The organism is Myxococcus sp. AM010 (assembly GCF_013372585.1).
In the GTDB taxonomy this organism is placed as follows: Bacteria; Myxococcota; Myxococcia; order Myxococcales; family Myxococcaceae; genus Myxococcus; species Myxococcus vastator.
Genome location: NZ_JABXEO010000041.1, coordinates 38,436 through 60,054, shown reverse-complemented (window position 1 = coordinate 60,054; position 21,619 = coordinate 38,436). Strand labels below are relative to the sequence as shown.

At 70.5% G+C, this 21,619-nt stretch carries 20 protein-coding genes; 15 read left to right on the top strand and 5 right to left on the bottom strand.

Features of this window, described 5'->3' with window-relative positions:
* Positions 1–17: 17 nt before the first annotated feature.
* The 10 genes from HV826_RS19710 to HV826_RS19665 all read left to right on the top strand — a co-directional run bounded on the left by HV826_RS19710 (position 18) and on the right by HV826_RS19665 (position 12,858).
* Positions 18–2,264: a kinesin gene (locus HV826_RS19710; protein ID WP_176418573.1), complete on the top strand. Its 2,247-nt coding sequence runs from the start codon at positions 18–20 to the stop codon at positions 2,262–2,264.
* A gap of 50 nt (positions 2,265–2,314) precedes the next feature.
* Positions 2,315–3,220: a tyrosine recombinase XerC gene (locus HV826_RS19705; RefSeq protein WP_176418572.1), complete on the top strand. Its 906-nt coding sequence runs from the start codon at positions 2,315–2,317 to the stop codon at positions 3,218–3,220.
* Positions 3,221–3,247: 27 nt separating this feature from the next.
* Positions 3,248–3,529, top strand: coding sequence for a hypothetical protein (locus tag HV826_RS19700; RefSeq protein WP_176418571.1), 282 nt, complete (start codon positions 3,248–3,250; stop codon positions 3,527–3,529).
* A 62-nt stretch (positions 3,530–3,591) separates the two neighbouring features.
* Positions 3,592–5,412: an SLC13 family permease gene (locus HV826_RS19695; protein ID WP_176418570.1), complete on the top strand. Its 1,821-nt coding sequence runs from the start codon at positions 3,592–3,594 to the stop codon at positions 5,410–5,412.
* A 70-nt stretch (positions 5,413–5,482) separates the two neighbouring features.
* A complete protein-coding gene (gene hslV / locus HV826_RS19690) occupies positions 5,483–6,010 on the top strand; it encodes an ATP-dependent protease subunit HslV (protein WP_176418569.1) in 528 nt (175 codons plus the stop codon).
* A gap of 12 nt (positions 6,011–6,022) precedes the next feature.
* Positions 6,023–7,420, top strand: a complete 1,398-nt coding sequence (hslU, locus tag HV826_RS19685; RefSeq protein WP_176418568.1) for an ATP-dependent protease ATPase subunit HslU — start codon at positions 6,023–6,025, stop codon at positions 7,418–7,420.
* Positions 7,421–7,457: 37 nt separating this feature from the next.
* A complete protein-coding gene (locus HV826_RS19680) occupies positions 7,458–8,702 on the top strand; it encodes an acetylornithine transaminase (RefSeq protein ID WP_176418567.1) in 1,245 nt (414 codons plus the stop codon).
* Between the two features lie 49 nt (positions 8,703–8,751).
* Positions 8,752–10,113: a DnaJ domain-containing protein gene (locus tag HV826_RS19675; RefSeq protein ID WP_176418566.1), complete on the top strand. Its 1,362-nt coding sequence runs from the start codon at positions 8,752–8,754 to the stop codon at positions 10,111–10,113.
* Positions 10,114–10,131: 18 nt separating this feature from the next.
* Positions 10,132–11,973, top strand: a complete 1,842-nt coding sequence (dnaK, locus tag HV826_RS19670) for a molecular chaperone DnaK (RefSeq protein ID WP_176418565.1) — start codon at positions 10,132–10,134, stop codon at positions 11,971–11,973.
* Entirely contained in the window at positions 11,974–12,858 is an 885-nt protein-coding gene (locus HV826_RS19665) for a tetratricopeptide repeat protein (protein ID WP_176418564.1), read from the top strand.
* Positions 12,859–12,861: 3 nt separating this feature from the next.
* On the opposite strand, the gene HV826_RS19660 is transcribed toward HV826_RS19665, so the two are convergent.
* The 5 genes from HV826_RS19660 to HV826_RS19640 are packed head-to-tail and all read right to left on the bottom strand — an operon-like array spanning position 12,862 to position 16,021.
* The gene (locus HV826_RS19660) at positions 12,862–13,341 is read right to left on the bottom strand and encodes a MaoC family dehydratase N-terminal domain-containing protein (protein WP_163784431.1); all 480 of its coding nucleotides are present in this window, start codon (positions 13,339–13,341) and stop codon (positions 12,862–12,864) included.
* Positions 13,342–13,346: 5 nt separating this feature from the next.
* The gene (locus HV826_RS19655) at positions 13,347–13,742 is read right to left on the bottom strand and encodes a MaoC/PaaZ C-terminal domain-containing protein (protein WP_163784430.1); all 396 of its coding nucleotides are present in this window, start codon (positions 13,740–13,742) and stop codon (positions 13,347–13,349) included.
* 39 nt (positions 13,743–13,781) lie between these two features.
* The gene (locus HV826_RS19650; RefSeq protein WP_176418563.1) at positions 13,782–14,924 is read right to left on the bottom strand and encodes an SDR family oxidoreductase; all 1,143 of its coding nucleotides are present in this window, start codon (positions 14,922–14,924) and stop codon (positions 13,782–13,784) included.
* A 23-nt stretch (positions 14,925–14,947) separates the two neighbouring features.
* Positions 14,948–15,544: a dephospho-CoA kinase gene (gene coaE / locus HV826_RS19645; protein ID WP_176418562.1), complete on the bottom strand. Its 597-nt coding sequence runs from the start codon at positions 15,542–15,544 to the stop codon at positions 14,948–14,950.
* A 9-nt stretch (positions 15,545–15,553) separates the two neighbouring features.
* Positions 15,554–16,021 (bottom strand): hypothetical protein, encoded by a 468-nt coding sequence (locus HV826_RS19640; RefSeq protein ID WP_176418561.1) that lies wholly within the window; start codon positions 16,019–16,021, stop codon positions 15,554–15,556.
* A gap of 82 nt (positions 16,022–16,103) precedes the next feature.
* Here HV826_RS19640 and HV826_RS19635 point away from each other — a divergent pair, with 82 nt between their 5' ends.
* From HV826_RS19635 to exoK, 5 genes are all read left to right on the top strand, one after another.
* On the top strand, positions 16,104–16,625 hold the full coding sequence (locus HV826_RS19635; protein ID WP_255217300.1) for a cytochrome c family protein: 522 nt from the start codon (positions 16,104–16,106) through the stop codon (positions 16,623–16,625).
* Between the two features lie 4 nt (positions 16,626–16,629).
* Entirely contained in the window at positions 16,630–17,250 is a 621-nt protein-coding gene (gene yihA / locus HV826_RS19630) for a ribosome biogenesis GTP-binding protein YihA/YsxC (protein WP_176418559.1), read from the top strand.
* 35 nt (positions 17,251–17,285) lie between these two features.
* Positions 17,286–19,001 carry a DUF6178 family protein gene (locus tag HV826_RS19625; RefSeq protein WP_176418558.1) on the top strand — a complete coding sequence of 572 codons (1,716 nt, stop codon included), beginning with the start codon at positions 17,286–17,288 and terminating at the stop codon, positions 18,999–19,001.
* A gap of 150 nt (positions 19,002–19,151) precedes the next feature.
* Positions 19,152–20,432: a spore coat polysaccharide polymerase ExoJ gene (gene exoJ, locus HV826_RS19620; protein ID WP_176418557.1), complete on the top strand. Its 1,281-nt coding sequence runs from the start codon at positions 19,152–19,154 to the stop codon at positions 20,430–20,432.
* Complete coding sequence (gene exoK, locus HV826_RS19615; protein ID WP_176418556.1) at positions 20,422–21,576, top strand: spore coat polysaccharide biosynthesis glycosyltransferase ExoK; 1,155 nt, start codon at positions 20,422–20,424, stop codon at positions 21,574–21,576. Before exoJ ends, exoK begins: the two co-directional genes overlap by 11 nt.
* The last annotated feature ends 43 nt before the right edge of the window (positions 21,577–21,619 follow it).

Here is a 21,619-nt window from a genome sequence, read left to right as displayed (position 1 = left end):
TTACTTCCGCCGCCCGTATGGCTCCGCTCATCTATCGCCGCTACGGCGGCTCGCTCCAGGTCGACATTCCCTCCTTCGATGTGCTGGTGGAGGCGATCCGCATCCCAGAAACGCAGTGGATTGCCACGGCGTGCCCATTGGAGGGCTTGAGCTGTGATCCTCGCCTGCTGACGTTGATGGACGCGGACGGCAACGGCCGCATCCGCGTGGCGGAGGTGCGCGCGGCGGTGGACTGGGCGGCCCGGCAGCTCAAGGACCGGCGCGGCGCGGACGCTGCCAGTGACGTGCTGGAGCTGGACGCGCTCAGCGAGGAGGCGCGTCCCCTGCGCGGCGCGGCGGAGATGATTCTCCGGACGCTGAAGGTGACGGACGCGGGGCGCATCTCCCTGGCGCAGGTCCGCGAGAGCGAGAAGGCCCTGCGCGAGTCCGGGCAGAACGGGGATGGCATCATCGCGCCCGCGCACCTGCCCGAGCACCTGCGACCCCTGGCCCAGGCGCTGATGGCCAGCTTCCCCGCGCTGACGAACCGGGCGGGGCAGGCGGGCGTGGACGCGACGCTGGTGAAGCGCTTCCGCGAGGAGCGCGCGGCGCTGCTGGCGCACCGGGAGAAGCAGGGCGCCGCGTTCGTCTGGGGTGACGTCAGCCTGGAGACGGCGAAGCGCGTGCGCGACGTGGCGCCGCTGCTGGATGCGTACTTCGTGCAGTGCCGGCTGGTGGCCGCGCAGCCCGAAGCGGCGGCGAGCCTGCGCCTGCGCGCGGAGCGGGTGGAGGGCGCGCTGGGTGACGTGGCGGCGCTGGGGAAGGCGGCGGGTGACCTGCCTGTTGCCCCGCCGGATGCGTCGGGCGTGCTGGAGTGGTCCCGGCTCCTGCGCGGGCCCGCGTACGAGGCGCTGGAGGCGTTCCGGACGGACGTCGCCACGCCGATGACGGGGGACTCGCAGCGGCTGTCGGACTCCGCGTGGCGGGCGCTGGCGGCGAAGGCGGACGGCGTGCTGGCGTGGCAGGCGCAGCTCGAGGCGAGCCCGGTGCGCAAGCTGATGGACACGCTGCCGTCGGTCTCTGACGCGGACCTGGATGCCCTGGACGCGGCGAGCGCGGCGGACCTCGCGCTCAAGCCCACGCTGGACGCCATCAACGAGCTGGAGCGGCTGGTGCTCTACCAGCGCTGGCTGCTGCTGTTCACGAACAACTTCATCAGCATGCCCAGCCTCTACATGCCCAAGCGGTCGGCGCTGGTGGAGCGGGGGACGCTCATCCTGGGCGGGCGCAAGTACACGCTGTCGGTGCTGGTGACGAACCGGGCCGCGCACTCCGCGCTGACGTCGTTGGGGACCACCTGCATCCTCTACGTCCAGGTGGCGCCGAAGGACGGCACGCCCGGGTATGAAGTGGCGGTGCCGGTGACGAGCGGCCGGAGCACGGAGCTCGCGGTGGGCAAGCGGGGCGTCTTCTACGACGTGGCCGGCGTGGAGAGCGACGCCATCGTGACGCAGGTGGTCCGTCAGCCCGTGTCGCTCTGGGAGGCGATGACCATGCCCTTCACGCGCATCGGCGCGTTCATCACCAAGAAGGTGGAGGGCCTGGCGTCGGCGGGCGAGAAGACGTTCGATACGACGCTGGAGCAGGGCTACACGAACGCGACGAACGCGCCTGCTCCGGCGGCGGGCGCGGCTCCCGCTGCCGCGGCGGCGCCCGCGGGGGGCGGCCTGGCGGGCATCGTGGCGGCGGGCGGCCTGGCGGCGGCGGCGCTGGGGTCGTCCTTCGCGTTCATCATGACGCAGGTGAAGTCGCTGACGCTGGTGGACCTCATCTCCGCGGCGACGCTGATTGCCATCGTGGTGATGGCGCCCGCGGGGTTGCTGGGCTGGCTGAAGCTGCGCCGGCGCAACCTGGCGCTGCTGCTGGAGGGCTCGGGCTGGGCGCTGAATGACCGGTTGATGCTGACGCCGGAGCTGTCCTCGCTGGTGACGCGTCGTCCGAAGCTGCCGGCGAACGCCCGGGTGGACCGCATGGACATGGTGCGCTCGGCGCTTGCCCGGCAGCAGCAGGACGACGAGGCGGAGGGCACGTCCGGGTGGACGAAGCTGGCCATCACCTTGGCGGTGATTTTCGTCCTGCTCTGGCAGGTCCGGATTCCGCTGCTGACCTGGTTCTGCCACGCGGGCTGGTTGTCGCAGGACACTTGCCTGGCGGTGCTGCCGTCCCAGCCGGAGCCGGCTCCGGCGGCGGTCGCGCCTGCCGCGGCTCCTGCCAAGGCGCCGTAGGCTCACCGCGAATCTTGCAAGGATTTCTCCGGCCCGTAGGCTCGTCGTTGATGACGACGAGCCTCTCGCCCCTGCTGGAGCAGTTCCGCGCCCACCTGGAGGACGAGAAGGGCTCGTCCCCGCACACGGTGCGCAACTACCTCATCGACCTGGTGGACTACGAGCGCTACCTGGTGGAGCGGATGAAGCTGTCGCTCCTGTCGGGGACGCACGCGGCGATTCGTGGCTACCTGGGCACGTTGAGCACCGACCACGCCCCGGCGAGCCGGGCGCGGCGGCTGGCGAGCATCAAGTCGTTCTACAAGTACCTGGTGCGGCAGAAGCTGCTTCCCGCGAGCCCGGCGAAGCTGGTGAAGAGCCCGAAGCTGCCGAAGACGCTGCCGAAGGTGCTGCCGGTGGAGGAGGTCTTCGCCATCCTGGACATGCCTGACCTGAAGACGGTGCTCGGGCGGCGGGACAAGGCGATTCTCGAGCTGCTCTACGGCGGCGGCCTGCGTATCAGTGAGCTGTGCGGGTTGGGCCTGCTGGACATCGACCGGAGCGGACGAATCGTCCGGGTGATGGGCAAGGGGAGCAAGGAGCGGCTCGTGCCCGTGAATGCGCAGTCCATCCGGGCGCTAGAGGCGTACCTCGCGCGGCGGGGGGAACTGCTGGCCACGATTCGCAAGGACCAGGCGCCGGAGGCGATGTTCCTCAACTTCCGGGGCGGACGGCTGACGCCTCGGAGCATCGCGAGGCACCTGGATACATACGTGCTGAAGTGCGCGCTGACGCGGAAGGTGAGCCCGCACGCGATGCGCCACTCCTTCGCCACGCACCTGCTGGGCGGCGGCGCGGATATCCGCAGCATCCAGGAGCTGCTGGGCCATTCGAGCCTGTCCACCACGCAGCGGTATACCCAGGTGACGTGGGAACAGCTCCAGCAGGTCTACGACTCCGCGCATCCACGGGCGTGATGTGAGCAGTCCAGGCGATACAAAGTGATGCAGACCGTGGCCGCCATGGCGAACGCGCTGGCCTGGCTCTTCCTGGCCCTGGGTCTGCTGACGGACGGGTACACCGCGTTCCTGTTCCTGAGTACAGCACGCAGGGAGCGGATGGCTTCTGGCGTCCCCGTGGTCGCATTGATTTTCTACGCCCAGTTCTGCTCCATTCGTGTGGCGCTGTCCCTGCCCTGGTTTGCCCCGGTCCTCGCGGCGCTGTGTCTCGTTCATCTGGGCGTACAGTGGGGCCTGCCCGTGGCATTGGGGCGTCGGCGGTCGTGACGGCGACGCAGGGGGGGCGGAGGGGTAGCGAATCCCCACGCGCGGTGGCATAGCTGATCGATGTGACCCCTCCCGCGCTCATCACCCTTGGCGTCCTCGCCGTGTCCCTGGTGCTCTTCGTGAGCGACCGGGTGCGGCTGGACATCGTGGCGTTGCTCGCGCTGCTGTCGCTCCTCCTCTTCGACATCCTTCCGGTAGATGCGGCGCTCGCGGGTTTCAGCAACCCGGTGGTCATCATGCTCGTGGGGCTCTTCGTGATCGGCGGCGCCATCACGGAGACGGGACTCGCGGGGTGGCTGGGACAGCGGCTGGGCCACCTCGCTGGGGAAGGGGAGGGGCGCACCATCGCAGTGGTGATGCTGGCCACCGCCGCGCTGTCCGCCTTCATGAGCTCCACGGGGACCGTGGCCATCCTGATGCCAGTGGTGGGGACGCTCGCCCTGCGGCGTGGAATCCCGCCCGCTCGCATCTTCCTGCCCTTCGCGTTCGCCGCCCACCTGGGCAGCATGCTGACGCTCATCAGCACCCCACCCAACCTCATCGCGAGCGGGGCGCTCCGGGACGCGGGCCATGAGCCGTTCCGCTTCTTCACCTTCTTCCCCATCGGCGTGGTGATGCTCGCCGCGGGCATGCTGTTCCTCATCTTCGTCGGCAAGTACCTGCTGCCCTCGGCGGCGCAGGGGCAGGTCGCGGCGCAGGCCGTGCTGTCGCCCGAGGACTTCGCCAGTGAGTACGGCCTGGGGACGTTGCTTCATGCCCTGCGCGTTCCTCGTGGCTCGAAGCTCGTAGGCCGGACGCTCGGCGAGGCCAACCTCCGCTCCGCGCACGCGGTGAACGTGGTGGGCATCTCGTCGGCGGGCGCGGCGCATCCGGTGGTTCCGCACCGCCCCTTCGGACCGGACGAAGTCCTCGTCATCCAGGGCCATGAGGAGGCCGTCGCCGCGACGGTGGAGCATTGGGGCTTGGAGCGCCTCCCGTCCCTGCAGTCCCTGTCATTGCCTCCCGAGGAGTCGCTCGCGGAGGTGGTGATTCCCCGCCGCTCGGCGCTGGCGGGCCATACGCTCCGGGAGGCGCGCTTTCGTGACCAGTTCCGGGCCACGGTGCTCGCGATTCGCCGGGGCACGGACGCGGTGGTGGATGCCTCCTCTCCCGCCCTCAAGGACTTCACGCTGCGGCGCGGCGACACCCTGCTCGTGAAGGGCCGCAAGAAGCACCTGCGCAACCTGTCCGAGGCCCGAAGGGACCTCATCCTGCTCGCAGAGCCCGACCCGCGGACCGACCGCCTCGCGGACCCGCGCAGGGCGGCGCTCGCCGTCGTCATCACCCTGGCGATGCTGACGGTGATGGCCCTGGGCCTGCTGCCCAACGTGGTCGCCGTGTTGCTCGCGGCGGTGGCCATGGTGCTCACGGGGTGCGTGCGCTCCGTGGACGTCTACCGAACGGTCAACTGGGAGAGCGTGGTGCTCATCGCCGGGATGTTCCCGCTGGCCACCGCGCTGGAGCGGACCGGCGTGACGCAGCTGGCGGTGGCGGGCCTGGAGGGGCTCTTCACCGGGGCCAGCCCTCACGCCGTATTGGCGGTGCTCGCCATCGTGACGTCCACCCTGGGCCTGTTCATCTCCAATACGGCCACCGCCGTCCTCGTGGCCCCCGTGGCCCTCCGCATCGCGGAGACCCTGGAGCTTCGGCCCGAGCCGCTGTTGATGGGGGTGGCCATCGCCGCGTCGGCGGCGTTCGCCACGCCCATCGCGTCGCCCGTGAACACGCTGGTCATGAGCCCCGGAGGCTACCGGTTCGCCGACTACGCCCGGGTGGGCATCCCGCTCCAGGCGCTCATCGTCGCGCTGGCGGTGCTGGTGGTTCCGTGGGTGCTCCCTTTTTGAAGTCTGAGAGCAGACAGCCAGTCACTGTTCCTTGGAAACGCCGCGCCCGGCTTGTTAAACCCCGGGTCCTATGTTCCACGGCACCACCATCCTCTGCGTGCGGCGTGACGGGAAGGTCGCCATCGCCAGCGACGGCCAGGTCTCCCTCGAAAAGACCGTGATGAAGAACACGGCGAAGAAGGTCCGCCGCCTGGGTGAAGGCCAGGTGCTCGCCGGCTTCGCGGGCAGCACCGCGGACGCCTTCACGCTCTTCGAGCGCTTCGAGACCAAGCTCAAGGAGCACCAGAAGAACATGGCCCGCGCCTGCGTGGAGCTGGGCAAGGACTGGCGCACCGACCGCTTCCTCCGCCGGCTGGAGGCGCTGCTCATCGTCGCCGACAAGGAGAAGACGTTCATCCTCTCCGGCGCGGGCGACGTGATTGAGCCCGACTACGGCATCGCCGCCGTGGGCAGCGGTGGCCCCTACGCCTTCGCCGCCGCGCGCGCCCTCATGGCGCACACCCAGATGTCCGCTCGCGACGTGGTGCACCAGTCGCTCACCATCGCGGGTGAAATCGACATCTACACCAACGCCAACATCTCCATCGAAGAGCTCTAGGAGACACCCCCCGTGGCCGAATCGCGCAAGTTGTCCGCCTTCACGCCTCGCGAGGTCGTCAGCGAGCTGGACCGCTACATCGTCGGGCAGGACGCCGCCAAGCGCGCCGTCGCCATTGCCCTGCGCAACCGGTGGCGCCGCCAGCAGGTCAACGACGACCTGCGCGACGAAATCCACCCGAAGAACATCATCATGATTGGCCCCACCGGCGTGGGGAAGACGGAGATTGCCCGCCGGCTGGCGAAGCTCGCGCAGGCGCCCTTCGTCAAGGTGGAGGCCTCCAAGTTCACCGAGGTCGGCTACGTCGGCCGTGACGTCGAGTCGATGATTCGCGACCTCGTCGAGGCCGCCATCGCGCTGGTCCGCGAGGAGGAGACCGAGAAGGTCGGCCCCCGCGCCGAGGAGCTGGCCGAGGACCGCCTGATTGAGCTGATGCAGGGCAACGGCGTGAAGGCTTCGTCCGCGACGCCGCCGTTCGGCTTCGCCCCGCCGCCCCCCCCACCGGCCCAGCGGGTCAGCGACACCGCGCGAGAGAAGTTCCGCGCGCAGCTCCGCGCCGGCACCCTGGATGACGTGGAGGTGGAGGTGGAGACCGCGGAGTCGTCCCCCACCTTCATGCGGGGCTTCTCCGGCCAGGGCATGGAGGAGATCGGCGTCAACCTCCAGGACCTCTTCAAGAACATGCCGGGCATGAACAAGACGCGCCGCCGCCGCGTGCGCGTGCCCGAGGCGCTCCAGCTCCTGCGCAAGGAAGAGGCCGCCAAGCTGGTGGACCCCGACCGCGTCCAGCGCGAGGCCGTGGTCCGCGCCGAGATGAACGGCATCATCTTCATCGACGAAATCGACAAGATCGCCAGCCGCGAGGGCGGCAAGGGCGGGGGCGGCCCGGACGTGTCCCGGGAGGGCGTCCAGCGGGACATCCTCCCCATCGTCGAGGGCTCCACCATCAACACCAAGTACGGCGTCGTGAAGACGGACCACATGCTCTTCATCGCCGCGGGCGCCTTCCACGTCTCCAAGCCCAGCGACCTCATCCCGGAGCTGCAGGGCCGCTTCCCCATCCGCGTGGAGCTGGAGCCCCTGACGGGCGAGGACCTGGTCCGAATCCTCCGGGAGCCGAAGAATTCACTCCTGCGACAGTACACGGCGCTGCTCGGCACCGAAGGTGTGCGTCTGTCCTTCACCGACGACGCGGTGACGGAGCTGGCGCGCATCGCCCAGCAGGCCAACGAGCGCACGGCGAACATCGGCGCCCGGCGGCTGCACACCATCCTGGAGCGGCTGCTGGACGAGGTGTCCTTCTCCGCCAGTGAGCTGGGCCCCCGGGATTTCCAGGTGGACGCCGCCTACGTGCGCGAGCGCCTGGCCGCCATCGTCCAGGATGAGGACCTGTCGCGCTACATCCTGTAGCGCGCTATATGCGGAGGGGCACCGTACCGCACGAAGGATGACTGCCTTGTCGCACTCCGAGCCTTCCCCCTCCGCATCGTCCGACGCCTCCACCGACGCCCTGGTCCAGAAGGCGAAGCGCCACCTGCTGCAGAACTACAAGCAGCCGCCCTTCGTGCTGGTTCGGGGCCAGGGAACGCGCGTCTGGGACACGGATGGCCGCGAGTACCTGGACCTGATTGGCGGCATCGCCACGTGCGCGCTGGGCCACTGCCACCCGGACGTGGTGTCCGCGGCGAAGGCGCAGCTCGACTCGCTGTGGCACGTCTCCAACGCGTTCTATTCGCAGCCGCAGATTGACCTGGCCGCGCAGCTCACCGAGTGGTCCGGCCTGTCGCGCGCGTTCTTCTGCAACTCGGGCGCGGAGGCGAACGAGGCGCTGCTCAAGCTGACGCGCAAGGTGATGAAGGACCGCGGCACGCCGGAGCGCTTCGAGGTCATCTCCTTCGACAGCAGCTTCCACGGCCGCACCCTGGCCACCGTCACCGCCACCGGCCAGACGAAGTACCAGAAGGGCTTCGAGCCGCTGCCCCCCGGCTTCACCCATGTGCCCTACGGCGACCTCGCGGCGGTGCGCGCGGCCGTGGGCCCGGCGACCGCCGCCATCCTCGTGGAGCCCATTCAAGGGGAGGGCGGGGTGCGCGTGGCGCCCCAGGGCTTCCTCGCCGGGCTGCGCGCGCTGTGTGACGAGCACGGGCTGCTGCTGCTGGTGGACGAAGTGCAGACGGGCATGGGGCGCACCGGCAAGCCGTTCGGCTTCATGCACGAGGGCATCGTCCCGGACGGCATCAGCGTGGCCAAGGCGCTGGGCAACGGCCTGCCCATTGGCGCCATGCTCTGCAAGGACGAGCTGGGCGCAAGCCTCACGCCGGGCACGCACGGCTCCACCTTCGGTGGCAACCCGGTGGCCGCGGCCGCCGCCAACGCCGTGGTGCGCATCCTCCGCCGTCCCGGCTTCCTGGACGAGGTCCAGGAGAAGGGCGCCTACCTCATCGCCCGGGCGCGTGAGCTCCAGGGCCGGCTGCCCGCGGGCCGCATCCAGGCCGTGCGCGGCCAGGGGCTGCTGCTGGGCGTGGAGCTGGATTGCGAGGTGGCGCCCGTCATCGCCCGACTGCGTGGGGAGGGGCTGCTGGTGAACGCCGCTGGCGAGCGCACCCTGCGCTTCGCGCCGCCCTTCATCGTCACCGAGCGAGAGCTGGACGAAGGCCTGTCCATCCTCGAGCGCGTGCTCGCCAGCAACTGACGGGCGTGGCCGTCTTCCCTCTCTTGGAGTCAGGACTCGGACCGTCACTGTGAGTGCGCCAAACACGATCATCGGGCTGGGGGCCCTGACGGATCACCTCGCCACGGTGCCCCAACTGGATGCGGCTCGGCTTCAGCTCACCGCGGAAGAGGGCGCGGTGCTCCAGCTCGTGGGGCGCGTGGAGCGCATCGACCAGGTGCTGGCGCGCTCCAAGCTGGGCGAGCCGCGCACCATCGCCGTGCTGCTGGCGCTGCGGGCCAAGGGCGCCATCGTCCCCGCGCGGGTGGTGCCTCGGGGCGCGCCCGCGCCCGTGGTGGACGCGGCCATGGCGGAGGCCGTGGACCTGGAGCCGGAGCGGAAGAAGGAAATCATCGAGCTGGAGCGCGCGCTCGACGCGATGGACCACTTCGCCGTGCTGGGGCTGAAGCCCGGGGCGCCGGCGGCGGAGGTGAAGCAGGCGTACTACAACGCCTCGCGCCGCTTCCATCCGGACCGCTACTTCGGAAAGAACCTGGGCAGCTTCCGCGCCCGAATGGAGCGCATCTTCCGGCGCCTCACGGACGCGCACAACGTGCTGATGCAGCCCGACAAGCGCGAGGCCTACCTGCGCGCGAATCCGGCGCTGGCGCAGGCCGAACGCGCCGCCGCGCCGCCGCCAGCCGCCGCGCCGCCGCCTCCCGCGCCCGCGCAGCAACTCCTGACGCCTGAGCCGCCGCCGGTGCACCGGGTTTCGCCGCCTCCCCCCGCGCCCCGGCCGCCCGTGGCGTCCAGCCGGCCCTCGTCCATTCCGCCGCCATCGCGTCCGCTGGCGCCGCCGCTGGAGGATGGCGCGTCCGAAGCGCGCCGGGCGGAGCGGCAGGCCCGGTTGGCCCGGCATCCCTACCTGGCCCGCACGGGGCGGTTGGCCGAACTCATGGCCCGGGGCAAGGCCGCCATCGCCAGTGGTGACTGGGAGCGGGCCTATCACGACTTCCATCAAGTCCAGACGATCGACCCGAAGAACCGCGAAGCCGCGCTTCTCCTGGTCAAGGCGCGCCGGGGGCATGACTCGCAGCGGGCGACCATCGAAGTGGCTCGGGGGCGGGAGATGGAGCAGCATGGTGACACCCACGGGGCCATGGCTGCCTACCGGCTCGCCTGCTCGCTGGACGACCAGAACGCCGAGGCCGCCTGGCGCTGCGCCCGTCTGGGGCACCTGCTGGGGCAGGATGCGGCCGAAAGCCGAGGGCTGGCGCAACGCGCCGTGGAGCTGGACCCCAACAAGGTCGAGCACCAACTGACGTTGGGAAAGGTGCTGTTGGACGGCGGATCGAAGAAACTCGCCAAGCGGGCCTTCGAGGATGCGGCGAAGCTGGCCCCGGACAACGCGGAAGCGAAGGCGGCGCTCAAGAAGCTGCGCTGGACGTTCTAGGAGTGAGTACGGTTCCCCATGGCTGAGCCCGAACCCCTCATTGGCATCGACCTGGGAACGACGAACAGCATCGTCGCCACCGTCCAGGACGGCCAGCCCGTCGTCATCAAGAACCGCACGGGGCAGGGGCTCACGCCCTCCGTCGTGGCCATGGCGAAGAATGGCAAGCGGCTGGTGGGCAGCATCGCCAAGCGGCAGGCCATCACCAATCCGCAGGAGACGGTGTACGCGGCCAAGCGGCTCATCGGCCGGAAGTTCTCCTCGCACGAGGTGCAGGACTCGCTGCGCGCGCTGCCCTACGAGGTGGTGGCCGGGCAGCATGACGACTTGCGCATCCGCATGGGCGGCAAGGACCTGTCCGTCCCCGAAATCAGCGCCATGATTCTCCAGGAGCTGAAGGCGGACGCGGACGCGCACTTCGGCCGGCCCGTCACCAAGGCCGTCATCACGGTGCCGGCCTACTTCAACGACGCCCAGCGCCAGGCCACCAAGGACGCCGGCCGCATCGCCGGGCTGGACGTGCTGCGCATCATCAATGAGCCCACGGCGGCGGCGCTGGCCTACGGCTTCGGCCGCACGGTGAACGGGCGCGTGGCGGTGCTGGACCTGGGCGGCGGCACCTTCGACGTGTCCGTTCTGGATATCTCCCAGGGCGTCTTCGACGTGGTGGGCACCGGCGGTGACACCTACCTGGGCGGCGAGGACTGGGACAACCGCATCATCGAATGGCTCGTCTTCGGCTTCGCGAAGGAGCACGGCATCGACCTGCGCAAGGACCGCATGGCGCTGCAGCGGCTCAAGGACGCGGCGGAGAAGGCCAAGGTGGAGCTGTCCAGCGTGCGCGAGGCGGGGCTCAACCTGCCCTTCATCTGCACGCCGCCCGGCGGCGGGGCGGCGCTGCACCTCCAGGCCACGCTGAGCCGCGAGAAGCTGGAGGACCTGACGTCCGACCTGGCGGAGCGGGTGGTGGGGCTCACCACCGAGGTGCTCGGCGAGGCGGGGGTGCGCGCCTCCGAGCTCAAGGAGGTCATCCTCGTGGGCGGCATGTCGCGCATGCCGAAAGTCGTGGAGGCCGTGCGCGGCTACTTCCGCCGCGAGCCGTGCAAGGGCGTCCACCCGGACGAGGTGGTGGCGCTGGGCGCGGCGATCCAGGCCCACGCGCTGGTGCAGGCGGAGCACGAGCTGCTCCTGCTGGACGTGACGCCGCAGAGCCTGGGCGTGGCCATCGCCGGGGGCTCCGTGCGCCGGCTCATCCCCAAGAACACCACCGTGCCCACGTCCGCCACGGAGGTCTTCGCCACGTCGAAGGACTTCCAGCGCGTGGTGAAGATCATGGTGCTCCAGGGCGAGCACGACCTGGCCCACCAGAACGAGCTGCTGGGCGAGTTCGCCCTCACCGGTCTGCGGGAGGCGCCGCGGGGCCAGGTGGAGATTGACGTCACCTTCGACATCAACGCGGAGGGCATCGTCTCCGTGCACGCGAAGGACCGGGAGACGGGGCTGCGCCAGTCAATCACCGTCACCGCGTCCAGCGGCCTCACGGAGGAGGAGCTCCAGCGCATCATGGACGAGCAGCGCGGCTACCTCATCGCCGCGCGGGCGTCCGAGGAGCTGAAGACGCGGCGCGTGGCGCTGGACTCGCTGGCGCGCGACGTGGTGGACGCGCTGACGCGGGCGCGGCTGCTGCCGGGCGGAGGGGGGCTGGCGCCGGAGGTGATGCCTCGCGCGGAGCAGGTGCTGGAGCATGCGCGTGCGGTCCGGGCGGGCGAGGACGTGGCGGCGCTGGGCCGCGCGTGTGAGCTGCTCACGGGATGTCTGGCGCAGCTCAAGGGCCCGGCGCCGAGCGGCACGGGGCGGTAGATGAGCAGCCAGCGCGCGAACCAGCTCATCGAGGCAGGACTGTGGCTGCGCCTCAGTGGCGACGTCCAGGGGGCGCAGCGTCTCTTCGAGCGCGCGCTGGAGCTGGATCCGACCAACACCCGCGCCCGGGAGTACCTGGCGGCCGCCGCGGGTGCGCCGTCACGGGGCGCGGCGACGCCGTTCGAGCGGCCCGCGGAGTTGGAGCCCACGCTGGGACGGCTGGCGCCCACCGACGCGGACCTGCCCGTCTCACCGGCGCTGGAAGGCGACTGGGGCGCCTGGGCGGAAGGGCAGGGCGGCCCCTCGGACGGCGGTGGCAAGTCACCCTCGGCGCCCGTCGTCCTTCCGGAGGCGCTGGAAGGCACGCCGGCGGACGTGCTGGAGCTGCTGTCGCGCGACGTGGTCATCGAGTTCGACGAGCCCGTCATCCAGACGAAGGGGGACACCGACGAGTTCGGCATCCCCGACGGCCACACCCAGGAGTTCGGCCTCCCCGTGGTGGAGAGCGAGCTGGACCTGCTCCTGCGCGGGGCCGAGGACCTGCTGGAGCTGGATGACCACTCCGGGGCGGTGGACCTGCTCTTCAAGGCGAAGGAGCTGGCGCCGTCCGACGTCCGCGTGGAGTCGCTGCGCGCGCGCAGTGAGCGGATGCTGATGGCCCGGCTGGAGTCCAAGCTGGGGGACCTGGGCCGGGTGCCCGCCGTGCGCCTGCAGCCGGACGACATCATCTGGCTCAACCTGGACCACCGCGCCGGCTTCGTGCTGGCGCAGATTGACGGCTCGGTGAGCTACGAGGACCTCTTCTCGCTGTCGGGGATGACGCGGCTGGATACCGCGCGCATCCTCGTCCAACTCATCGATGAGGGCGTCATCTCCGCGGGCTGACGGCTAGCCGCGGATGATGGCTGACCACGTGCCCTTCACCACCAGGGCGCCGTGCTGGTTGCGCGACTCGCTGGTGACGACGACGAAGCCCATGCGGGCGCGCTCGTAGAGGTCCGCGACGCGGCCGGTGGTCGTCATCACGTCGCCGGGGCGCATGACGTCCAGGAACTCCAAGTCCTGCTCACCGTGCACCAGCATCTGCATGTTGATGTTCAGCGCGGGGTCAGCGATGGCGGCGCTGAAGGGGCGGATGGCGAAGACGACGGCGAAGCTGGGGAAGGCGATGAGGCCCCCGTGCGGCCCCGCCTGGGCGGCCTGCGCGTCGTAGAGGAGCGGGCTGACGTGCGCGGGGGGCTCGCCCGGCGTCCCGGCGCCCGGCTTCGCGCCGCCGACGGCGAGCGTGAACTCGCGCAGCTTCTCCTCGCCCAGGGTGTAGCGGTAGGGGCCGTACTCACGGCCAATGAATTGCTTGTCGAGCGCCATGGCCGTTACCCGATGAAGGCTTCGACGACGGCGCCCTTGAGGACGTCCTCGCCGCGCTGGTTGGTGGCTGAGACTTCCGCCGTGAGCCGCCCGTCCTGGACGGACGTGACGCGGCCCTGGAAGGTAATCGTGTCCTCGGGCCGCACCGGGCGCGAGAAGCGCGCCTTCACGCGGCGGACCCGGCCCGGGTCCTCCACGAAGCCGGCGATGGCTTCCACCACCCAGCCCAGGGTGCACAGCCCCTGGAGGATGTTGCCGTTGAGCCCGGCGGCGGTGCCTGCCTCCGGGTCGATGTGGATGGGGTTGTAGTCCCCCGAAGCGCCCGCGTAGTAAATCGGCCGGTACCGGTCGCACTCGCGGACGTGCGTGAACGTGTCGCCTGGCTGGTAGGTGCGTGGCATGGGAACCGTGGATCTACCACGGCTGGCCGCCGCGCGTGCTCAGGGACGCTCCGCGTCGGGTGCGCCGCCCTGATCCAACGGGTCGTCCTCGTCCGAGCCCTCACGGCGCTTGCGGTACTGCTCCCGCACGTAGGCCACGAGCTGATCCAGATAGGACGACAGGGGAGGGCACCGCACGCCGGTGCCGTCCAGCAGCTCCAGCGTGTTGTGGCAGTTATAGATGGCCAGGTGGTTGACGTAGCTGATGGCGGCGCGCTGCGGGCGGGCCAGCTTCTCCAGCAGCGGCAGCCGCAGCATGACGTCCGCGGCCCGCGCGGAGAGGTTGAAGCGCGGCAGCTTCTTGTTCGACTTCTCCGCGATGAGCTCGTACACGCGGCGCGCGCTCATCGGGTTGGGGTCCACCAGGTGGAAGGTGTTGCCCTGGGCGCGCGGGTCCTTCGACAGGCGCCACACCGCCTCCACCACGTAGTCCACCGGCACCACGTTGAGCGGCGCCACGCCGTTGCCCGGCAGGGGCAGGGGCACCACCAGCGGCGACGTCACCAGCAGGATGCCCAGGTAGTAGGGCCCCTCGAAGCGGTCAATCTCCCCCGTGCGGGAGTCCCCCACCACGCTGGAGGGCCTGAAGACGGTGATGGGCAGGGTGGCGCCCGCGCGCTGCACCAGCCGCTCCGCCTGGAACTTCGTCTCCTCGTAGGCGTTGCGGAAGCCCTGGCCCCGGTCCAGCTCGTCCTCGGCGATGACGCCCAGGCGGTCCCCGGACACGTAGCAGGTGGAGAAGTAGTTGAAGCGCGTGAGCTTCCCGCAGTCCCGGGCCAACTCCAGCAGGTTGCGGGTGCCGTCCACGTTGACCCGCCAGGCCGTCTCCTTGGCCACGCCCAACTGGGCCACCGCCGCCAGGTGGAAGATGTCCGTCACCCGCTCGCACAGGCGCTGGTACTCCTCGCCCGACAGGCCCAGGTGCATGTCCACCACGTCACCGGTGAGCAGCTCCACCTTGGCGCCCTTCACCTGGGCGGCGTGCTGCTGGGCTTCCTTGAATGACTTGGGCTGCACCAGCGCGTAGATGTGCCCCTTCGGGTCCTCACGGGCGATGTGCTCCACCAGCCGCTTTCCGATGAACCCCGGGTAGCCGGTGAGGAAGTACGTTCCGGCCGTGGCCTTCTTGCGCGTCTCGCTCATGCGGCGCGCAGCATACCCGGCGCTCAGCCGCGCGCGAGCATGGCGCGCCACATCGCTTCCACCTGGGCGCGGGTGGAGGCCAGGTCCCCGCTGTTGTCGATGACCCAGGTGGCGTGGGCGCGCTTGTCGTCCAGGGGGAGCTGGGCGGCCAGCCGGGCCTCGGCGGCGTCGGAGCTCAGCCCGTCGCGGGACATCAGCCGGGCCTTCTGCACCGTGCGGGGCACCCACACCACCGCCACGGCCTCCATCCAGGCGTGCATGCCGCTTTCGATGAGCAGCGGCACGTCATAGATGACGCGCGCCACGCCCCGCGCCTCCAGCGCCTGGAGCTTGTCCATGAAGGCCTGACGCACCAGCGGGTGGGTGATGTCGTTGAGCGCGGCCCGCTCCGCGGGGTCCCCGAAGACGCGCGCGCCCAGCTTCGCCCGGTCCAGCCGGCCGTCCGAGCCCACCACGCCGGGGAAGCGCGCCGCCACCGCGGCCAGCCCAGGCGTGCCCGGCTCCACCACCTCGCGGGCAAGCACGTCCGCGTCCAGCACCTCCGCGCCCAGCTCCCGCAGCACGCGCGTCACGGTGCTCTTCCCGGAGGCGATGCCCCCCGTCAGTCCGAAGACGTGCACGGGCGTGCCCTACTTCGCGGCCTTCTGCGTGGTGAACGTCAGCGACTGAACCGTCTTGCCATTCTCATTGAAGAAGATGGCCAGGCCCAGGCGGGGGTAGAGGAAGTAGGTGCGGAAGTCGTCCGTCAGCTTGCGCAGGTAGCAGGGCGTGGCGGGCGCGGCGCCGGAGGGGCAGGCGGGGCCGTAGCTGTTCTCCACCGTCTCCTTGTCGATGATGGGCCCGGGGAACACGTCGATGCGCTCCACCAGCTGCGTGTCCGGATCCACCTTGAACTGGGCCTGGGTGGTGCCCTTGATGGCCTCCTCGGCCAGGTAGGCGATGATCTCCTTACCGTCCTGTCTGACGGTGCGCGAGGGCTCGCCGAACTTCTTGATGATTTCGCCGCGCTTCGACACCCCCGGCTCAATGCCCTGCCAGGGCTTGGCGGCGGCGGGGACGGCGAAGGTGAGGACGGCGAGGACGGTCAGGATGCGCATACGGCTCCTCCCTGCAGGAACGGGCGGGCAAGGCTCTAGCAACCCCCTATGCCCGACGGAAGTTTCTGCCGGTCATTCAACCATGAGACGCCTTGCCCCGTCCGGGGGGCTCTGCTACTCCGGCTCCATGCGCGTTCCTGGCATCCGGATCCTCTCCCTTCTCGTGCTGGCCGCCGCTGGGGCGGCCGGGGGCGCCGACTTCGTAGGCCCGGACAGCTGCAAGGGCTGCCACCCCGAGGCCTACGACACCTGGATGAAGTCCAAGCACGCCCGGGCGGAGAGCTCGCTCTCCGAGCAGCAGAAGAAGGACGGGCGCTGCCTGTCATGCCACTCGCCGGAGCAGGTCACCCAGGCGACCGTGAGCGTCTCCTGTGAGACGTGCCACGGCGGGGGGCAGTACTACTCGCCCGAGTACGTGATGAAGGACTCGGAGCTGGCGCGGCTGGTGGGCCTGGTGGACCCGTCGGAGAAGCAGTGCCGCTCCTGCCACGACGCATCCTCGCCCTCCCTCCGGCCGTTCGACTTCAAGGAGTCGCTCAAGGCCATCGACCACTGGTCCGCCGAGCGCGCCCGCCGCGCCGCGGATCCGTCGGCCAAGAAATGACGTTGTGATCAAGGTCCTCGACGCACGCTTCGTCACCACCGCCGTGGAGCCCAAGGGCTACCCGACGGACCACACGGCGGAGGTGGCCTTCGTCGGCCGCTCCAACGTGGGCAAGTCCTCCATGATCAACGCGCTCACCGGCCGCAAGAAGCTGGTGCGTGTGTCCAACACGCCGGGGCGCACCCGGACGCTGAACTTCTTCGACGTGGACCTGGAGCGCGGCGGCGTCCGCCACCAGCTCCGCCTGGCCGACCTGCCGGGCTACGGCTTCGCCAAGGCCAGCAAGGCGGACAAGGCCCAGTGGGAGAAGATGATCACCACCTACCTGGAGAAGCGGCACCGCCTGGAGGCCGTGGTCAGCATCGTGGACGTGGAGGTGGGCCCCACGCCGGACGACCTGGCCACGCTCGACTATCTCCAGGCGCACGACCGCCGGGTGCTGGTGGTGGCCACCAAGGTGGACCGGCTCGTCAAGGCGAAGCGCAAGCCTCGGCTGGTGGAGCTCTCCAAGACAATGGACCTGCCGCTGGAGGTCATCCTCCCGTTCTCCTCCACGGAGAAGCTGGGCGTGGACCAGGTGTGGGGCGCGCTGCTGGACACCTTCGGCAAGTCCACCCGCGTCTGAGGGCCGCCGGCATCATCCGGTAGCCGCCGCTCCCGGTGGGGTTCTGCTCCCGGGCCGGGGGGCGCTGTGGTAGGGACCGCGCCGTGTCCGAAAACGGCAAGGGAAATGGAAGCGACACGCAGCTGGCTCCCCGGGAGCTGCGTCAGCGGTTGATGAGGCTGTCCCCGCGTCAGCGGGTGGACGCCCTCCTGGATGTCGCGGAGGCCCGCGCGCTGGTGCGCTCGATGCCCGCCGAGGACCTCTACGTCACCATCCAGGAGCTGGGGCTCGCGGATTCAACGGAGCTGGTGCAGCTCGCCTCGCCGGGCCAGTTCCGCGCCTTCGTGGACCTGGGCGGCTGGCGGCGGGACGCGCTGGACGCCCACGCCGTCCTCACCTGGCTGCGCGCCGCGCGGGGCGGGGTGGACGACACCGGCGAGTTCCTGCGCAAGCTGCACGGGCTGGATTTGGAGGTGCTCGAAATCCTCCTGCGCGAGTTCGTCGAGGTGCATGACCTGGAGGAGAACCCGGACGTCAACCCGGCGGGCATGACGATGGAGACCCCGGAGGGGCGCTACCTCGTCGAAATCAAGGCGGAGGGCGTGGAGATGTCCGCCGTCCGCTCGCTCCTCAACGACCTCATCGCGGAGAACCCCTTCGAGGCCGTGCGGCTGCTGGAGGCCGTGCGCTGGGAGATTCCCAGTGAGCTGGAGGAGACCGCGTACCAGTTCCGCCGCGGCCGGCTCCAGGACATGGGCTTCCCGTCGCTGGAGGAGGCGGTGTCCCTGTTCAGCCGCGTGGACGTGGCGCCTTCTCCCGCGTCCGCCGCCCGTGCGGGGCTGGCGCCCACCACGGCCCACGTGGACTACCTGGAGGCGGCCTTCCGCGGCCTGACGATGGTGGAGGCGGTGAACGCGGAGGACGAGCTGCGCGAGGTGGCCAGCGCCGCGCTGGTGGCGGACCTGGCGGACCCGGGGGACCTGGACGCCGTCCGCCACGCGAGCGAGACGGTGCGGGACTACCTGTCCCTGGCGCTCGAGCACCTGACGGGCGCGGACCCGGAGCGCGCCACGGACGTGCTGCGCGACACGCCGCTGCGGCGCATCTTCCAGACGGGCTTCTCGCTCACGCTCCAGCTCAAGTTCCGCGCGGACCGGCTGGCGAAGGCGCCGGGCGCCATGCGGGAGGGCGTGCTGATGGTGCTTCCGGAGGAGGCGGCCGCCCTGTCCGCGCTGCGCCAGAAGCGGCCCCGGCGGGCGCTGCGCGTGGAAGGCGCGGAGCCGGTGCCGTTCCGCTCCCGGCGCGAGCTGGCCGCCACCGAGGCGCTGGTGGCCCGCGCGGAGGCCCAGGTGCAGGTGTTCCGGGGTGTGCTGGGCGGCACCGACGACTCGGCGCGCGAGGCCCTGGCCCGCTTCGGCGTGCCCCTGGAGACGCTGGGCCTGGAGCGCCTCTTCGCCGCCGTCGTCGCCATGGCGGTGCTGGAGGAGCGCGCGGACGCGCGTCCGGTGCCGCTGGGGCGGGTGGTGGAGCTGGGCCAGCGCCTCTTCGAAGGCGCTCCGGAAGCGCCGCGCCTGCGCACCTCCGCGGCCGAGCGCGCCCTGAAGGGCCTGGAGCCGGCGGTGGCGCCGGAGGCGCACGCGGAGCTGCGCCGTCTGGTGACGCTGACCCTGTCGCGGTTGTTGGAGGAGCTGGGCACGCCCTGGCTCCAGGACGGGCGGCTGGAGCCGGTGGCCTCGGCGGTTCTTCCCATGGAGAGCAGCCCCCTCCCGTAGGAATTTCAGTCCGGGGCGGCCCGCATGTCCGGCGAGGCCGTCCCGTCCTAGAAGATTCAGGGCTTTGCCCGACAGGGCCCCTGGCATGTCCTCTGCTTTCGCCCAGGCACGCGTATTGGTGCGCGACGCAACTGCCGGGAGGTGGAGTGAATGGTGCTGGGAGAGCAGGGGCAGCGCCGTGACGTGTGGGCCTTCTATGCGCTGACCGCCTTCGCGGCGGTCATGTACGCGGCGCCGGGTGAGTGGATTCCCGCGCTCGCGCCGCTGCGCCTCGCGTTGGTGACGTCGGGGGTGGCGGCGGGACTCATGGTGATGCGCCGGCTGGGGCGGGCGGAGCCACTGTATGTGGACGGCTCGCGCGGTCTGGCGCTGATCGCCTTCTCCACGCTGGCGGTGGCGTCCGTTGGCTGGTCCGTGAATCCGGAGGTGACGACCACCACGGGCATCGAGCTGTTGAAGCTGACGGCCATCTACATCACCTTCGTCAACGTCATCACCACGGGCCGCCGGCTGGCGGTGGTGTGCGGGGCCCTGGTGCTGGCGTCGGTGGTGACGTCCGTGGGCGCCATCAACTGGTACCTGGTGGGCGAGGACCTGGTGGAGGGCTTCCGCGCGCGCTGGGTGGGCGTCTACGCGGACCCGAACCACATGGCCATGAACCTGGCGCTGGTGGTGCCGCTGGCGGTGGCCTTCGTGGCGCGCAAGGGCAGCGGCTGGCTGTGGCGTCTGGCGTGTCTGGCGGCGGCCGTCCTCGCGGTGGCGGCCATCGTCGTCTCGCACTCGCGCGGCGGCTTCATTGGCCTGTCCGCGGCCATGGCGCTGTGGGCCTTCCGAGAGAAGCGCCGCATCCAAGCCATTGTCGTGGGCTCGCTCTTCGTGGTGGGCCTGCTCATCTTCGCGCCGCAGAGCTTCTGGCAGCGCAACGAGACGGTGGCCGAGTTCCACGAGGACGCGTCCGCCATGGGCCGCGTCTACGCGTGGCAGGTGGCCAGCCGCATCAGCCTGGACAAGCCGCTGCTGGGCGTGGGCGCGGGCGGCTTCCGCTACGCGTGGCCCCTGTACGCGCCCCCCGAGGCGCGCCGGGCCTACGTGGCCCACAACATCTTCCTGGACGTCATCGGCGAGCTGGGCTGGGTGGGCTTGCTGTTCTTCATGGTGTTCGCGGGCGGCGCCGCGGGCGGCGCCTTCCAGGCGTCGCGGGACAAGGAGGTGGGGTGGCTGGCGCGGGCCTTGTCCGCGTCGGTGGTGGGCTACCTCGTGTGTGACTTGTTCTCCGGCTACATCCTGTCCGCGCACTGCTACGTGCTCTTCGGGCTGGCGGCGGCGGCGCACCGGGTGGCGCGCGCGTCCGAGGCGGCGGACATGCAACGGGTTCCGGCTTCGCAGGGGCCGGTGGTGGCGACGTGGGAGGGGTCCGGACATGCGGCGTGAGGAGGCGCGGATGGGGCAGGAGCCCCTCCGCCTGGTTCAGTTCACCCGGTCCTTCCACATTGGGGGGACAGAGGTGCAGGTGCTGGAGCTGCTGCGGGGACTGCCGGCCAGCTACCGGCTGCAGGTGTCCGTGCTGGATGATTCGGGGCCGCTGATTGGCGCGGTGTGGAAGCTGGGCCACGCGCCGGCGGCCTTCCCGCTCAAGGGCTCCGTGGTGCAGCCGAACACGGCGTATCAGGTGTACCGCATGGCGCGCTGGCTCAAGGCGAACCGCGTGGAGCTGGTGCACGTGCATGACTTCTACTCCACGATGGTGGCCGTGCCGGCGGCGAAGCTCGCGGGCACGAAGGTCATCGTGGGCCGGTTGGACCTGGCGCACTGGCAGGGGCGGGCGCGCCGCGCGGTGCAGTCACAGCTGTGTCGCATGGCGGACCATGTGATTGGCAACGCGGAGGCCATCCGCCACCAGCTCATCACCGAGGAGGGCCTGCCGGCCTCGCGCGTGACCGTCATCCACAATGGCCTGGACTTGCCGCGCTTCGAGTCCCGCAGGCGCGAAGGGCTGCGCGGCCCGCTCCCCGACACAGGGGACGCGCCGGTGGTGGTCCACGTGGCCAACATGAATCACCCGGTGAAGCGGCAGGAGGACCTGCTGCTCGCGCTGGCGCAGCTGCGCCACACCGGCATCACGCTGCACGCCTTCCTGGTGGGAGATGGTCCGCGCCGGCCGGGCCTGGAGAAGCTGGCCGGTGAGCTGGGCGTGTCCGATTCCGTGCACTTCCTGCGGCACCGCACGGACGTGCCCGCCATCTACGCCCGGGCGACCTTCGGCGTCCTCTGCTCCACCGCGGAGGGCATGTCCAACGCGGTGATGGAGGGCATGGCCGCGGGGCTCCCCATGGTGGTGACGCGCGTGGGCGGCAACACCGACCTGGTCCGCGACGGCGAACGCGGCCTCGTGGTGGACCCCGAGCGCCCCGCACAGCTCGCCCAGGCCTTCCGTCAGCTTCTCGCGAATCCCGAGAAGGCGAGAGGCATGGGGCAGGCGGCGCGGGCCTTCGTGGCGCGCGAGCTCTCCCTGGAGAAGATGGTCCGGCGCCATGACGCGCTGTATCAGCGGATTGCCCGGGGCGCGGACGCCTGAGGGCATGTCAGAGCGGTGTGGATACTGAGTCTCCACCGGGCGC

Excerpts from the sequence above, each read along its gene's own strand:
- HV826_RS19710 (WP_176418573.1), top strand. The coding sequence starts at position 18 with ATGGCTCCGCTCATCTATCGCCGCTACGGCGGCTCGCTCCAGGTCGAC.
- HV826_RS19705 (WP_176418572.1), top strand. The coding sequence starts at position 2,315 with ATGACGACGAGCCTCTCGCCCCTGCTGGAGCAGTTCCGCGCCCACCTG.
- HV826_RS19700 (WP_176418571.1), top strand. The coding sequence starts at position 3,248 with ATGCAGACCGTGGCCGCCATGGCGAACGCGCTGGCCTGGCTCTTCCTG.
- hslV (WP_176418569.1), top strand. The coding sequence starts at position 5,483 with ATGTTCCACGGCACCACCATCCTCTGCGTGCGGCGTGACGGGAAGGTC.
- HV826_RS19680 (WP_176418567.1), top strand. The coding sequence starts at position 7,458 with ATGACTGCCTTGTCGCACTCCGAGCCTTCCCCCTCCGCATCGTCCGAC.
- dnaK (WP_176418565.1), top strand. The coding sequence starts at position 10,132 with ATGGCTGAGCCCGAACCCCTCATTGGCATCGACCTGGGAACGACGAAC.
- HV826_RS19665 (WP_176418564.1), top strand. The coding sequence starts at position 11,974 with ATGAGCAGCCAGCGCGCGAACCAGCTCATCGAGGCAGGACTGTGGCTG.
- HV826_RS19660 (WP_163784431.1), bottom strand. The coding sequence starts at position 13,341 with ATGGCGCTCGACAAGCAATTCATTGGCCGTGAGTACGGCCCCTACCGC.
- HV826_RS19655 (WP_163784430.1), bottom strand. The coding sequence starts at position 13,742 with ATGCCACGCACCTACCAGCCAGGCGACACGTTCACGCACGTCCGCGAG.
- HV826_RS19650 (WP_176418563.1), bottom strand. The coding sequence starts at position 14,924 with ATGAGCGAGACGCGCAAGAAGGCCACGGCCGGAACGTACTTCCTCACC.
- HV826_RS19640 (WP_176418561.1), bottom strand. The coding sequence starts at position 16,021 with ATGCGCATCCTGACCGTCCTCGCCGTCCTCACCTTCGCCGTCCCCGCC.
- HV826_RS19635 (WP_255217300.1), top strand. The coding sequence starts at position 16,104 with ATGAGACGCCTTGCCCCGTCCGGGGGGCTCTGCTACTCCGGCTCCATG.
- exoJ (WP_176418557.1), top strand. The coding sequence starts at position 19,152 with ATGGTGCTGGGAGAGCAGGGGCAGCGCCGTGACGTGTGGGCCTTCTAT.
- exoK (WP_176418556.1), top strand. The coding sequence starts at position 20,422 with ATGCGGCGTGAGGAGGCGCGGATGGGGCAGGAGCCCCTCCGCCTGGTT.